Source organism: Acinetobacter sp. AL9, from assembly GCF_041464035.1.
Taxonomy (GTDB): Bacteria; Pseudomonadota; Gammaproteobacteria; order Pseudomonadales; family Moraxellaceae; genus Acinetobacter; species Acinetobacter towneri.
Genome location: NZ_JAYFSK010000031.1, coordinates 1 through 14,735, shown reverse-complemented (window position 1 = coordinate 14,735; position 14,735 = coordinate 1). Strand labels below are relative to the sequence as shown.

The 14,735-nt window shown below is 41.1% G+C and carries 8 protein-coding genes, 4 pseudogenes and 1 other annotated feature; of the genes and pseudogenes, 3 read left to right on the top strand and 9 right to left on the bottom strand.

Annotation, left to right across the window (positions count from 1 at the left end):
* Position 1: 1 nt before the first annotated feature.
* Entirely contained in the window at positions 2-613 is a 612-nt protein-coding gene (locus tag ACEO2X_RS08520; RefSeq protein WP_371971663.1) for a DUF1819 family protein, read from the bottom strand.
* 10 nt (positions 614-623) lie between these two features.
* A complete protein-coding gene (locus ACEO2X_RS08515) occupies positions 624-1,490 on the bottom strand; it encodes a WYL domain-containing protein (RefSeq protein ID WP_371971661.1) in 867 nt (288 codons plus the stop codon).
* 208 nt (positions 1,491-1,698) lie between these two features.
* On the opposite strand from ACEO2X_RS08515, the gene ACEO2X_RS08510 reads away from it, so the two are divergent.
* Complete coding sequence (locus ACEO2X_RS08510) at positions 1,699-2,028, top strand: DUF4236 domain-containing protein (RefSeq protein ID WP_000506885.1); 330 nt, start codon at positions 1,699-1,701, stop codon at positions 2,026-2,028.
* A gap of 131 nt (positions 2,029-2,159) precedes the next feature.
* On the opposite strand, the pseudogene ACEO2X_RS08505 reads toward ACEO2X_RS08510, so the two are convergent.
* The 7 genes and pseudogenes from ACEO2X_RS08505 to ACEO2X_RS08475 all read right to left on the bottom strand — a co-directional run.
* Positions 2,160-2,264: pseudogene (locus ACEO2X_RS08505) on the bottom strand (HNH endonuclease); the annotation flags it as partial.
* Positions 2,265-2,299: 35 nt separating this feature from the next.
* Positions 2,300-3,532, bottom strand: coding sequence for an ATP-binding protein (locus ACEO2X_RS08500; protein WP_071320611.1), 1,233 nt, complete (start codon positions 3,530-3,532; stop codon positions 2,300-2,302).
* Between the two features lie 539 nt (positions 3,533-4,071).
* Positions 4,072-5,727, bottom strand: a complete 1,656-nt coding sequence (locus tag ACEO2X_RS08495) for an HNH endonuclease signature motif containing protein (protein ID WP_087528524.1) — start codon at positions 5,725-5,727, stop codon at positions 4,072-4,074.
* A gap of 760 nt (positions 5,728-6,487) precedes the next feature.
* Complete coding sequence (locus ACEO2X_RS08490; RefSeq protein WP_371971655.1) at positions 6,488-10,303, bottom strand: site-specific integrase; 3,816 nt, start codon at positions 10,301-10,303, stop codon at positions 6,488-6,490.
* Complete coding sequence (locus tag ACEO2X_RS08485; protein ID WP_371971653.1) at positions 10,290-12,791, bottom strand: hypothetical protein; 2,502 nt, start codon at positions 12,789-12,791, stop codon at positions 10,290-10,292. Before ACEO2X_RS08485 ends, ACEO2X_RS08490 begins: the two co-directional genes overlap by 14 nt.
* Before the next feature lie 10 nt (positions 12,792-12,801).
* Positions 12,802-13,251 (bottom strand): hypothetical protein, encoded by a 450-nt coding sequence (locus ACEO2X_RS08480; protein ID WP_371971651.1) that lies wholly within the window; start codon positions 13,249-13,251, stop codon positions 12,802-12,804.
* A gap of 358 nt (positions 13,252-13,609) precedes the next feature.
* A pseudogene (locus tag ACEO2X_RS08475) lies at positions 13,610-13,798 on the bottom strand (transposase domain-containing protein); the annotation flags it as partial.
* Between the two features lie 302 nt (positions 13,799-14,100).
* On the opposite strand from ACEO2X_RS08475, the pseudogene ACEO2X_RS08470 reads away from it, so the two are divergent.
* Positions 14,101-14,298 (top strand): annotated as a pseudogene (locus ACEO2X_RS08470) (hypothetical protein); the annotation flags it as partial.
* A gap of 51 nt (positions 14,299-14,349) precedes the next feature.
* Positions 14,350-14,735 (top strand): annotated as a pseudogene (locus tag ACEO2X_RS08465) (transposase); the annotation flags it as partial.
* Positions 14,638-14,735: a sequence feature (AL1L pseudoknot), on the top strand. This feature is flagged as partial in the annotation. (Overlaps the previous pseudogene by 98 nt.)

Below are 14,735 nucleotides of genomic sequence, written 5' to 3'. Positions count from 1 at the left end.
ACTACCGCGTCCATAGCGACACTTCCATAGATCTTTTAATGCGTTGTTTATAATGTTCTTCCAACAGGCTACGCAGCTCTGCTCTGACGATCACACGCTGCAACTCCAGCTTACGGGTACTTTTTAAGTAACCGGCTTCTGCCAGCATGCGAAATACCACCTGCCCCATTTTTTTCTTGCTGGACTCTTTCCAATCACAGATATCAAGATCGCGTTGTGAACGCTCATCCAGAAAGTCTGACCAGATATAACTGTCCAGGTATTGAGCCTGGGAGATATAGGCCTCTCTCATCACTGTTTCCATAAACTCAAGCAGCAATAGGTTGCGTTCCAATGCGCCACAAAAAGCCACCTGGGTCGCCAGCTCATCATCCCCATCACGTAGTGCTTTCCAGAAATCAGGCTCCAAGCGCTCCAGACGCTTACGAATAGCGGTGGCATTGCGTTGCGCCGAAGCCGCAGTTCTTTTTTGCAGAATATTGTCAATCTGAATGGCCTGATGCCATTGTTCTGGAGTCGCCTCTCGTAATAACAGATCCGCGATCAGCCGGCTTTCACGTACCATCAGTGAGCCACCAATTAGGTCACTGTCATAATGAAATTGTTCTAACATAGCCAATCTCCTATGAAGCTTGATCAAACAGGTAAGATGACAGCTTTTCGATATCTGAGCGTTGTAGTACCAAGGGATATTTCAAGGCATCATCCGCCTCAGCCAGCGTGATCGCAGCCTGATATCGCTGCAAGGTATAGTGAGCCAGGGCTTTTTTCACCGGAATCTGTAATCTGCCATCAGGCATGCCGAAGTCTTTTTCGACCAGCGCTTTTTGAGCTTCATTCAATTTTGGATTAGGGATCAGCGTCAGTACAATTTCTTCATGCCATTGCTGATCCTGAGCAGGGTCTACTGACTCAATCGCTACCACAACAGGTGTGCGATCAATTCTGGAGAGTAAAAAGTCCTTAAACTGCTTGCTCTGATGGCAATAGGCACGGACATGCCAGCGAAAACCGGTATACACCAGGGTATGTGGGGAAATCATGCGTTCATGCCACTGCGGATTCTGCATGGAGGCATAAATAATTTTGAGACAGCTTTGTGTTCGACAGGCACGCAACACCTCCCTGATGACTTCAGGACGCACACTGCGATCGGGTAACTGGACCGCTGAGAGATTCGGTTCTGGTGTCGCAATCAGGGCATGTGATTCACTGACCAAGCCCGAGAGCATATTGAGATACTCATTGATATTAGCTGTAGTCAGTACCGGTTGAAAACTGGCTTTAGGCACATAGCCTTTTACCGATGGATCATGAATCAAGGCATCGAGGTTGTAAAGCGTATTGTAACGCTTGATATCCGCAGAAGCCTGCTGTCGACTGAGCCCAAACCAGCTCATCAAACGATTGGTAACCAAACGACCTTCCCAGTAAGCAAGCAACTCGATGGCTCGCATTCGAAGAAGCACTTCATGCTTATCTGTCGTCATATACCAATCAGTCAATAAATAGCAGCTTTAAGATTACCCTACAGCAAATATACAGTAAACATTTTTGACGGTATTTAAAGGTAGTATTGCAATCACCAGATAAAAAATATACTAATATCGTGATGATAGCTGTCAAAGTAAGATCTCTAGCAGATCATGGATCCTGGTATAGCGCGTGAATTGAGCTAAATTTTAGAATGAGAGCAATATGGGTTTTAGATTTCGTAAAAGTATTAAATTATTCCCGGGTTTTAAAATTAATCTGACCCATAAAGGCATCAGCAGTGCCAGCATTGGCAAACCTGGTGCTTCTCTAAATATTGGGAAAAAAGGTACGCGAACCAGTGTCGGCATTCCAGGTACGGGACTATCTTACTCTAAACACCAGCCTTACTCTAAAAAGACCCGTGTTCCACAACCGACATCGCTAGAACACACGGAATATAATCCTCAGAATTTAGAACAACCGAAGACAAAGATCTGGCCTTGGATTATTTTTGGAATATTGTGTTTTATGGTGGGTGCCGTCATTTTTTAGCAAGAACAGCATTGTATTTTAATCAAAAAAAATGCCCACACGGATGAATGGGCAAACTAAGGAATTAATATCCTTCAGAAACTCCAGCGCAATTCTCGCTACTTTCAGTAAGCGACTCTGGCTCAATCATGATGATCTGACTCAATCGAGTCGAGGTAAATCAATCCATCACAAATGGAGTAGAAATTATGCTTGATCACATTCTTGGTTAATGCTGAAAAGTCTTTGGGTTTTGATCAATACATAGTAGTGTCGATGCCTACCCCCAACTTTACTTATTTTCAGACAGCAACCAATCAAGAGCGTTCATTTTTACAATACCATTATAATTGGCTTCAGTCCCTATCGTGTCTAAGGTAAGTAAATACTTGGGATACGAATCAGAAATTTTCTGTAATGGACGTAACTCTCGGCTGAGTGTCTCCTCATTGAGCGTTTCTAATGCCACCTGATAATAAGTTAAATTCTGTAAAGTATCGACAGCAACAAAATCAATTTCATATTCATCAACCCGCCCTACATAGACCGTATAACCTCGTCTGACAAGCTCAAGATAAATCACATTTTCTAAGATATGACCTTGATCAGCATTAGCATCAGGCAACATAATCCGGCGCAATCCGACATCAACTAAATAGTATTTTTCAGAGGATTGTAATAACTCACGCCCACGTACTTTAAATTGTGCGGCACTATAAAATAGCAAACTGTCCTGTAAGCCCTGAATATAGCGTTTTACTGTTTCAAATGAGATTTTAACCCCGCTTGAAACAAAGGTATTTTTAATTTTATTGATGGAAATGGGTGAGCCTGTCACGCTTGCCAAATATCTTGCGACACGCTCGAGAGAGTTAATATCGGCCGTATTCAAACGGGGAATAACATCTTTAAACATTACACTGGCATAGACCGCTTGCAAGTAATCATAGGTTTCCTGCTGGCTGGTCATGGCAAGCGTATAGGGGAAACTACTGCGCGTGTACATGGCATACAAATCACGATTGGATAATTGTTGGATGATCGGATTATTTTCAATATGCCACTGTTTAAACTCTTGGAATGACAAGGGTAAAACATGTTGCTCGATATAGCGTCCTGTGAGTAACGTCGCAAGTTCTCCACTTAGAAAGAATGCATTTGAACCTGTAATATATAAATCGATATAATCCCGAACATATAAAGAGTCGACTACTTTCTCAAAATTTGTAACATGTTGTATTTCATCTAAAAAAACATAGTTTTTTTTACTTTTATCAACTTTGGACAATACATAATCATGTAGTTTACGGTAATCGGTGAGTTCTTCAAATTCCATAAATTCGAAGTTGATGGCAATGATGTTTTCGGCTTGTACACCCTGTGCTTTTAGGTCTTGTTGAAACATCGCCAATAAGGTGGATTTTCCAGAGCGACGCACACCTGAAAGTACTTTAATGACATCACGGTCTTGCCATGTATTCAGAAATTTTAAGTAGCCATCACGTCGAATATTAGCGCTTCTCATTATTTACACTTAGAATCTAAAGTTTTAATAAATTCTATCAAATTTTAGAATGTATATGTAAATATATTTAGTTTTAAGAAAAGTTTAAAGGTTAAGTGAAACATTCAAAACTACTGTTGAAGTATGCAAACAGCAGATCTGATGAAAATCCAAATTCTGTCTTTTTGATTATTTTCCATGTCATGTTATGTCATTGATGCTGCGACTTAACTGCTATATAAATTAAGTGAAAAGTAAAAGGAATTAATATGTTAACTAGAGTGGAACTCATTTTTGTTGTGCTGATGGTCTCAGCCTTAATCCTCATTGCTTATGAAATGCTAAAAGGTTTATTTTAGGGCATCTATACAATTTTTGATCAAAAAAAAGCCCACAGAGGGAATCTATGGGCGAAACTAAGGACCTTGACGGTCATTCAGAAACTACAGCTAGTTTCTGGTTGTGATTCTAAAGTGAATTAAAAACAACCACATTGGCTGAATATATCAAAAGTTAAATCATTGATAAATTTTAGAAAATTAATTTACCCCCTCTGCTGCTCAATACAGTAATTCACCAAACAAATCCGCTCTAATCTCTTCCAGACTCAGATCTGATTTCATTCTATTACAGATGGGATGAACCAGCAGACCATTCTCTAGAACACCTTGCCCACCTACGGCTTTGGCAATCCGATGATCCGATTCAGTAGAATCAAGATAGATCAATCCATCACAAATGAGGCAAAAGTTATGATTACCCACCAGAAAATTGTGCTTAAGTAAACTTTTAGTTAATGCTGAAAAGGATTTGGGCTTTGAGCGCGGGATTGGACTAATCGACTCCACATATCCCACCACATGCTTCACGACCGTATCATCATAATTCCCCAAAAATCTTTCGACATAGAACTCGTTAAAGTTGATGTACTTGAAGGCCTTAGACATGGACAGAATAAAGGTATTCAGGCATTCCTCATCATCAAAATCAACCTCCATTTCCAAGCTTAAGCAAATAAAGGCTTTATAGACGATTTGTAGACGATCATAGCCCTTGATACCACTGCCGAACTTGCCGACCGTTTCGGTGGTCGCCACGGGGAAATTGGCGATCAAGAACTCAATACTACGGCGTACCCGGGTGAAGTCCTTGAAACTAATCGTTCGATGATGAATCTGCATGCGACTTTCATGAATTTCAAACACAATTGAAAACCATGCTAGAAAGGAAGTAATCTGAAAACGCTGGTCCTTATAAAAATATAAGAACGGATGTAAGCCCAAACTCGGAACCCCAGTATTTTTTACAGGAGTGGCCATTCGGCAAAGGACCGTAAACAGATGTGACATGATCTTTTCAACGCGTTCACCCTGATTCAGGCTCATGATATTATGAATCTGATCACCCGCGATGATATTCATGAGCTCATTGACCAAGCCAATTTTTTTACCATGACTCATTTCAGTATCTAATAAGATGGTAGAGAAAAGCAGTTGATGGATCTTCTCCCCCAACTCGATCAGCGCATTTAAGCGTGTATATTGAAGCTCTTCTAAATTGGATTTATTGTCATTGATATAACAACAAGCATAGATCGCATAATATGCATCACTTCCCCGACTTCTTAGATGATATTCCTCATATTTATCCAGGCGTTTAGTATCTGAGTTAATCGATTGGAATACGCGTCGTGCATCTTCTGGAGTACCAAGCACTTGCCGGAAACTGATTTTAATATCGTCTAATTTAGATTTTTGTTCTGCAAATTTAGGATCAATACAAATTTTTTGGAAGTCAGCTAGATCCCCTAAATGATTTCGCAGGTCACGAATATCTTCTTTTTGTTGATCGCTAAAATTAGGCGCTTGAGTGGCTTGTTCATCTGCAAAATATCTCTTGACCCACGCATAAATACTCGAAAGGCGATGCGCCCCATCGATAATATAGATGTTGCCGTGTATATCTTTCCAATACAAAATACACAAATTGATATTTTGATCTTCTGTGCAATTCCCAATAAAGTTTGCAATTTCCCGCACACTCCAACATTCCGTAGAACGCTGGTTATCCGCTTTAAATAAACATTTGATGATGGCATGCTTTTCAAAATCAGTCAGTGCAACTTCAAAATTGTCTCGTTGCATTGATGGTGACATTTCTTCTGGCAACATGACTTTACGCTGAATAATATTGGTCAATAGTCGTGTAGAACCCATTTCTTATTTTCTCCAGGCAACACTTTCCTACTTTCGCTCAAGTACGAAATTTGAAAATGTATATAGTTCGATTTGGTTAAAGCTGTGAATTAAATGACCGTCAATATCCAGTCAGCGCTAACAAAAGAGACCTAAGAGAAATGGGGGGATTAGATAATAAAATCTTCATGTTTAGTACCTGTAGTTTAGAATTAACTATCTACAACCATCTTTTCCACGAGATGGAGGTAGACCAAACAGGGGTGGAAATACCGCACTACAGAAGACGGCCAGTCATAGACTGCCCTGCCTGGCCTACCATAATGGCAAACTAAGCATAATAAGCACAAAAAACCGCTAAAGCGGTTTTAATGCTTCTGTAGTAATTTTCAGGTTTCCACGCCCGATTACAGATTTTGCTGTAACGTAATTATCATATGGGTATCTTTTTCTTTGGTCAAACCAAATTAGAATTTTTTTCATTTTCTGGTGGTGTTTCAAATTTAATGCTGGCTAATTTTTTAAAAATTTTAACCGAAAAAATCCCTGTATTTTCAATACCCCCAAGGATGCCTATTTATCTCAAAATCTATGCAGCATACTTTTTGAAGCACTACCTACATTTATTTTTTAATTCTATGAAAGGGCCTCAATGAATTAAAATCATGAGAATAATTAAAACAAAAAATCAAATTCGCGGAAACCCAGGCCTTTGCTTGGCAAATCAGATTTTGACAAAGCAAAGGCCTGGGCCCCTTAAATTGAACGATATCTGCTTAGGCTATTCCCATAAGGAAGGGTGTTGTACAGCTTCCAGTAGCAAATCAAATGCAAGGGATAATGTAATGTTTTTATTGCTTTGTTGATCGATAAAATAGACGTGAATCTCACGACTTTTTTGCGTGAGATCCACCGGATAGTTATCGTACTGTAATTGGACATCTTCAGGTAACAACAGCTGCATCCCCTCGATAAAATCCTGCATTTCCCAATCCATTTTTGGCTTTTGCTGGGCATCAAAACGACATTGGAAACAAAACTGGTTTCTTCTGAGTTTGCCATGCTGAATCAATACAGCTAAAGCCGACAGAACTTTCTCCTTTAAAAGATCTTTTAATGCGATAAATAGCTGTAGGCTCTTTGGCTTCAGCTTGGTTTTGATCTGCTTGTCATATAGGTCGCTTAAGTACTTTTTCTCGATCGATGCAGCATTGTCCAAATTCCATCCAAGTTTACTGAATGAAGGTACTTGCCATTTTACAGCAAGCCAAAGCGCACGCTTAATCCAAATATCTAGGTTATCCACTATATGAGGTGCTTGGATCTCTGCATCTTGATATGTGTTGAGATACGTGTAGATGACCTTGTAGGATAATGGCTTCAGCTCGAATTGCATCTTGGGCATCAGATAAGGTTGTACTTTCTGATCAATACCCAACACCAGTTGCTCACGTTCAAAGCACTTTCGGTGTTGGCTGTCGCGATTCAGATCCACCGCTTCAGTTTCTTCACGATCATAATGCCTATTCAGAACAGCAGGATGAACTACACAGGGCGTATTGTAAATTCGATCAATCGCCAGCAGATCCAGGGTATGCAGGTAGTGTGAGGCCGTTTGTTCAATCGAGCTATGCCCCATCCAATCGGCCAGCAAACGCCATTTATGCTGAATCACCGCTTCATGCCTGATAGCCTGTTCACCGAACAGATGCTTGCGCATAGACTTAGCCTGCTGCCAGCTGTAGTCGGTATAGGTCATCACCATTTCTTTCGATCCCAACCAGGCGATTGCCAAATGAGTGGCGGCACTATGGCGGAAACTGTGGAAGGTATAGCCGTGATCTGGCTTGATGACTTCATCGAACAGCAGCCGGGTCATTTTTGAGATATACAGCTCGCTCAGGATTTCTCCACCGATCTCAAAAACCAACTGCTCGTTCGCCTTCTTATTATTCGGCTGCTGAAAACAATGCAGAAGATAGCTTTTCACCGCTTGCAGTTCATCATCCAGTAATACCGCGTTCAAATCGAGTTGACGTTGCGCATTTTGGCTTTTCAGTCGTCGATAGACATTATTTTTCAAGGTGATGCGTATGGCGACCGTTTGATTGCCTGGATCGTCTTTCCACAGCAGTTGAGGACAAATGATTTCACCCAGCGTCAGCCCCCGGATTTCATTGAGTCTACATCCCAAACGATAAGCCAGGATGTACATTAGCAGCAACAGCTGCAAATGGACTTTTTCTTTTTGAGTTGAACAGGCCTCAATTTTCTGAATGACTGTTTTTTTTAATTGAATAAACAGCTGTGGGCTGATGAGCTTGGCTTGACAGAACTGGATACGTTGAAAATCACTGTGGTCAAAGCTGCTGACCGCTGGCACATTCTCTGGATATTCTTTCTGGCAAAAAGCATGGAAATCTTTCAGTCGTCCAAAGGCATATTGTGCCCGACCCTGAGTGCGAGTGTCTGTGTATTCACGCTGTGTTTCAGCACGTTCATCGATGCCGTTCAGGATGGAGGCATACAATTGCTCATAGTGCTCTACATTCATCTGTTCAAGGTCATTGTCATACATATAGATATGAAAGAAATAGTCTTTCGCAAAACTGCTCAGATAACGCTTGATACTACTCAATTTTAATTTCTTGCCGTTTTCTTTTTCTTCTTTTCTCAAATAAAAGATCCAGCTCAATAGTCTTAACTGTGCTTCTATCAAATTGCATTCTTTATAATTGTCGCCCGCTAAGGCTGCCTTCTTTACACTCAACCGGGTTTGAATATTGCGCCATTGCTTAAACTGCTGCTGATGGCGTTGTCTTTGGCTTTGCTTATTTTTCCCTGCCGGGGCTCGCTCTTGTTCAAAAAAATCCAACTCAAATGGAAGCTCGTTCAGTTGCTGATGTGCCGTGATAACCACCGGTTTGGCTGTTTCAGTCTCTAACGGGAGGATCCCATATTCTACTTTGACAAGATCATTCGTGGATTTCAAGGTATTGAACCAGGCTACACCTTGGTCTTCTGCCGTTAAAGACACGGTTTTTAGATGATTCTGCAATACTTCACTTAAACACATATCCAGACTCAAGTCTGGATGGATTTCTAGCGCCAAATTGACATGCTGAAAGGGCTTGAGTGCAGTGATCTCAATGAGATCCTGATCCTCGGATCGCAAGATTTTTTTTAATGCCGCAATCTGTTCCGAGACCTTGAGCTGTTTTTTAAGATTCTCGAACACACTCAGAATCGCTTCCAGCACCTTACGCGGATGTTGTGGTTGCAGGTCCTCTGCTTGCTGTTTCAGGATGTGTAAAAAAAGTTGTGCATAAGGATTGAACCAGACATGCCGCCACTGATAAATCTTCTTGTCTTTAATCTCATTGCCGTAATAGCGGTGTGGCATGCAGTAACTGAGAACCAGTGGATTGGTAATTTTTTTATAGTCACTTCGATACAGTGTTGAATACCCAGATAACGGATGGCACATTTTCTCCTTCTCTTTCTCCTCCTCCAGCAGACGATTGCCGATGGCGACCAGCTGAGTGAGATCACTACAGCCTGAACAATAAATCAGACTTAAATACAGATGACCCAAGCACTGTTGTGCTGTTGGCATCTGCAATGTCTCGCTACGCCAATACGCTTTCAGTCCTCTGGCAATATGAAAATGCTGCTGTCCCAACCGCAGTCTGGCTTCAGTGCTGAGAATCTGCCGCGGTGGAGGATCAGAAAACAGCGTCGTAGGACGCAGCTTAATCGGATAAGGCTGGTGTTCCTCATTCTGATACTGTTCTAAACAGGCTAAAAAACTGGCTTCACTGTGTTTGATATACGGTTTGCGCTTGGCACGAGTGGTGAAGTCTTTGTTCCTTAAGAAAGTCTCCAGTCCTTTGGCGAAATTCGCCCAGATTCGGGCAATCTGGTCATCGACCTCCTGCTGGCTGTCCTTCTGTCCTGCAATAGCCTCCTTCATTTGTTGAAAAGTAAAGGCCACTTGCTGAGCAATTTGATGATAAATGGTTGATGGAATCTTAATCAAATAAGCATCTTCCGACGCGCTTTCATAAGCTTCTTTACGCTTAATCAAACAGTCTTCAGCCCATTGTAAATAAGGGGCTCTCAGCGCGACCGTGGCAATCTTTCTTTCCTTTAAAAATGCCTTGATTTCTTCCTGACAATCCACCCAAATTTTCTCAATTTCGCTATCGATTTCAAGCGTATTACCCTGATTTTTTTTAATGACCTCCGACATCTTATTATTAAAATCCGCTTCGACTTGCTGCTTGATATTTTCATATATCAGGGACATGATTTTAATCGGATAAGCCTCTTGCGTTTCGCTCAGGTAGTCTTCCTTCAGCTGAAAAAAATAGGCTTCGCTCTGTTGTAGATAAGGGGCTCGGAGTGTTGCCGTGCTAAGCTTATGGTTCTTCAAAAATTTCTTCAGCGCTGACTGAAAATCTAGCCAGATTTTCTCAAGCCCTTTATCAATATCTGTCGTACTTCTTTTACGCCCTGCAATCGATTGGAGCATCTGCTGAAAAGTCAGTTCAACTTGCTCACAAATATACGTAGCAATCACATCATGCTTTGTCATGTGCTTTATCCTTTTTTGGCATCGGACTGGATAAATGCTCAACCTGCAATATCTTGATCATCTCATCGATGCCTTGACTGACATGGCATATATACTGATACAAGGAGGCTGAGGAATAACGATAAAACAGCTCCTGATCGCGTTGATCATGGCCGTACAAGGCCTGAATCACATTAAACGACACTCCATGATCCATCAGCATATTCATTGCAAAATGGCGCAGCCAGTTATTGTAAATAGGCGCTGAGGCATAGCGCGACAACGCTTCATTCACCCAAGCTCGGCTAAGAGGCTTGATCCTGATTTTAGGACTGTCCCATGCTTGAGCCGTCACTGGCAGGCTTCCCGGATAGACAATCACCTTGCCAAACAGATCTTCAAGGGTGAAATTTTTCTTGAAGACAAATTTCAGTAAGTCAGCATAGTGAGTGACCACACTGTTTAAGAAATCGAGATAATGCTTAAACGCCTGAGTAAAAAACTTCGCTAACGGAATAAAACGCCCATCCTTACGTGATTGGCTATTCTTTTTATCATTCACATATAGCAGTCTTAAATCCAGATCATAAGCACTACACTCCCCCAACAAATGTTCTTGCGGACGTCGTGTTAAACATAACAGGCTGATATGCCACATCCACAAACTGTAGGCATTGATCCGCTCGATCAAGTGCTGATGCAACTGAATTTTCTCATGACAGACCTTATGCAGCTGCTGGAAGAAATCAGACACAAAATCCGGAGTCAGGGCCAATTGACTCCCCAGCCGGGTGGTATCCGCTTCACTCGAGCTTTCAAACTGCTGCTCGACGATCTTGATCTCGGCTTCCGTGTCCGGTCTGCACAGCGTATTCAGATAAATCCGGTACTTCTCATTCAGCTGCTTCTTTGCAACCCCTCCGTAAAAACTGCCGGGAAGATCATGAGAACTATCTTTGCCCGATAGCACATGTGCAATATATTCATTAAACGTGTGGTGAAAAACATGGAAGTACAACTGTGCCTGTAACTTTTCGACAGTGATTGAACCAAGCTGTTGTCCTGCTATGCATTTTTTCAGATATTGATTGACCTCTTGCACCGTCACAGGCGAAGTACTACAACGTAAATGTAGATATTCAAACCAGCTGCTGGACAAATACAGCTCATGAGATACCATATGATTCAACTGATGTGGCATTAAACTTTCATTTTTTTGCTGAGTAATCGCCAGATACAGTCTCACCTGATATTCCGTCCGCTTGGCGCTCCCCGTTTTCAGCAGCATCCCCTTTTCAATCAGCTGTTCATAGTTCAGGAGTGCAACAGGTGACAAGCCACTGCTCAGGCTGAGTAAGCAGGCGGCAGCCATGGCAGAACTGTCCGGATCTTGGCTATTTAATTCGCCATTTAACAGGTAAAAAAGATGCTGAATTACATCCTGACTCATATAATAAGAGTTGGTCACCAGCGGTTGTAAACGACGCTGTCGATGTCGCAACATATGCGTCGCATATTCATTCACAAATCTAAAAAAACGACCAGTTCCCGGATCCGTGGTTTCGATCTGCCAACCTTGTTCAATCGCATCGATCTCGCCCTCTTCATCTATCACGATCCATGGATCAAACGTGATATCAGCCGGAAAATAAGATAAAGTGATCTTCCCCTGCGACGGGTAGTCCTTTTCAACTTCCTCTTCTTGCGAGGGCCAATCCGGCACAGGTTTCAGCTTTTTAGGTCTTGGTTTTCTCGGTTTCCGTTTTTTAGCTTTTATTCTTTGCAGTATGCGTTTTCTTCGTATTTTCCTGTGTATTTTTCGATACACGATTTTTTTGTCGGCCAGACGTTTAAAAATGATGGTTAGTGCACGCAAGTAGTTGGAAAATTTTTTCTCTTTTAAAGAAAAATCCTGAATAAACTCCGTCCAATTCTCATAAATTTCCTTATTGAACTGCACCAGATTCAACATAAAATCTAAATAGCATTGCAGTAATCGTCTGCTGTCGCTTTCCTCACTGCTTTCCTCTTGCTGTTGCAGACCAAGCTCAACCAGCGGTTTACAAATGTAGCGCAACAAATCACAGATTTCTTTTTGCTTGGCGTCAGAAGCCGTTAACGGACAAATCGCCTGATATTGCTTGTAAAACAAATAACTGACCCGCAAGAGCAAATACCCGGTTTCATCCAGCTGTTCAGAAACATACGTAGCAAAATAAGTGAATGCCGCAAATAGATAATCCTTGCCTAGTTGTCGGGCGCTCACAATCGAGGTGTAAACCTCAGCCGCATTAGCTTTCAATTTCTCAATTTGGTGCACATCCTCTGCATGTAATTCAGAAAATCCTGTGGACGTCACCGTTTGCTGCAGTTGCAAGTATAGGATCGCGAATTTGACCCGCAATTTATCACTAGCTATTTTGTCTGCTGTATTTAATTTCTCACATTCTTTCGCTTCAGTAGTGAGCTGAGCTTTCAAAAGATTTTCTAAAGATTTTACTTTTGCCACGTTTCATGACTCACAATTCAATTTTTTCTTCAGGACTAAGATCACACTGACGCTTAATTTTCAGGATCTCTTTAACTTGTTTTTTGACCTCCTCGTTGCGCAAGTTAAAAAACGTCATCAAAAAATGGGCACTGAGTTTCCCTGACTGACCAAAAACCTCAGCCTGCACTTCTGGATCAATATAAATATCAAGTTCACGGATCAACTGCAGCTGTGGCATATAGTGCACATGTGCACGCACGGCACTGTCCGTTTTTAAGATCTCGAGAATCTGCTGCCATATCTTCACATAGCATTTTTCAAATTCCTCTTGTTTCTCTTTATCCTTGCCTGGTTTCTGTTTCTTCAGACTCCCCACCTGCTGCTTCAACTTGGGTAGCTTTGGTGTTTTTGTCACGAAAGGAAGAACAAACTGATAAAGAAAGAGGGCAGTGTTGCTTGCTGACTGAGCAAAAATCATACTAAAATGACCAAAAATTAACACACAAAATTTTATAACATTTTTTTTATTTACTTTTAAAGATTTTTTAGTTAATAATCACAATAATAATATTATTCAAATACTTATAATTTTAAAATATCTAATATTCTGCAAACTCCCCCACTATATTAGTTACAACCCCTCAATTTCCATAAACAGTTTCAACAAAACATCATTAAATCCAGTCATAAAAAGCAAGTGAAAAAACCGCCTAAGATGTAAATCTTTGAGCTTATCAAACTGATCGATATGCTGTTAAAACAGTTTAAATTGAGCAGAAAATCATGTGCCTCGCCTCAAATTTTGGTAAGCATCCGCTGAACCCCATCGCTATTTTTTAATTGGGTTCAGGTTCCCAGCGGTGTCGCAGTAATTCTATTTGGGTCACTTTATCTGTCGGCAACCTTTTCAGCACATCACTTAAATAGGCATATGGATACAGCCCATTCATCTTTGCTGACTGGATCAGGGTCATCATGTTCGCTGCTCGCTGACCACTGCGTAGCGAGCCAGCAAACAGCCAGTTCTACCCCCAAGGCATAGGTATCTACACAAATATTTTTAATTGAGCTATCGTAAGCAGCATGTTTTAAATTTTACGACAACTCGATTAGATGCCAGTCTCGTTAAATGCAAGAACATCAGTATCTAAGTGAATCGAAATTTGTTGCTTCACAGGGCTATAGAATTGATCGTGGCGTACAAAGGCACTTTAACTTTTAAGTGTTTGTGCAACAAAGCCATACTTATTGCTGAAAAAAATATCTCATAACTTTATAATTACTCGCAAATCTTTCATTATTTTAATAATTTTTTCTTTAGGGCATTATGGAAATTCAACCAAGTTTACTTAGCTATATTTTTGCAGGTTCAACCAAATGGTGCATAAACTATGAATTTCCTGAGCTTACACTTGAACTTGATGGCGCTATTGTAAAACTTAACCCTGAGCAGGTCTTAGAAGCCTATATCCGTAAAGGATGGATGTGGTCTACAGTCACACTGAAAACACAGGATCAGAATTATCTGAACCGTACCGGGTTTGTCGGAGACCAACTTTCTTGAGAGAATGTTCCAATGACAAAACCAAAATATACCCCTGAAATCAGAGAAAGAGCGGTTCAATTATTGATTGAATCTGAAAAAGATTATCCTTCTACTTGGGCTGCAATCACAGCTATTGCACCTGAGCAGCATGCTGCGCAAGGGTTGTACTCCTGAAACATTGCGTGTTTGGTATTTAAAGCATATGGATCAACTAAATCCTGCCAAAGTACAACAGATATCTGACCAAGAAAAAATGAAGCAAATGGAACGTGAAATTAAAGAATTAAAACGTGCCAATGAAATTCTACGTAAAGCAGCCGCTTTTTTCGCCCAGGCGGAGCTCGACCGCCCACACAAATAATGGTGGATTTTATCCAGAACAATAAAGATCGATATGGTGTTGAAGCGATTTGTAG

What these genes read in the sequence shown, in the direction of transcription:
- ACEO2X_RS08520 (WP_371971663.1), bottom strand. Translation starts at nt 613, where the DNA reads ATGTTAGAACAATTTCATTATGACAGTGACCTAATTGGTGGCTCACTG.
- ACEO2X_RS08515 (WP_371971661.1), bottom strand. Translation starts at nt 1,490, where the DNA reads ATGACGACAGATAAGCATGAAGTGCTTCTTCGAATGCGAGCCATCGAG.
- ACEO2X_RS08510 (WP_000506885.1), top strand. Translation starts at nt 1,699, where the DNA reads ATGGGTTTTAGATTTCGTAAAAGTATTAAATTATTCCCGGGTTTTAAA.
- ACEO2X_RS08500 (WP_071320611.1), bottom strand. Translation starts at nt 3,532, where the DNA reads ATGAGAAGCGCTAATATTCGACGTGATGGCTACTTAAAATTTCTGAAT.
- ACEO2X_RS08495 (WP_087528524.1), bottom strand. Translation starts at nt 5,727, where the DNA reads ATGGGTTCTACACGACTATTGACCAATATTATTCAGCGTAAAGTCATG.
- ACEO2X_RS08490 (WP_371971655.1), bottom strand. Translation starts at nt 10,303, where the DNA reads ATGACAAAGCATGATGTGATTGCTACGTATATTTGTGAGCAAGTTGAA.
- ACEO2X_RS08480 (WP_371971651.1), bottom strand. Translation starts at nt 13,251, where the DNA reads ATGATTTTTGCTCAGTCAGCAAGCAACACTGCCCTCTTTCTTTATCAG.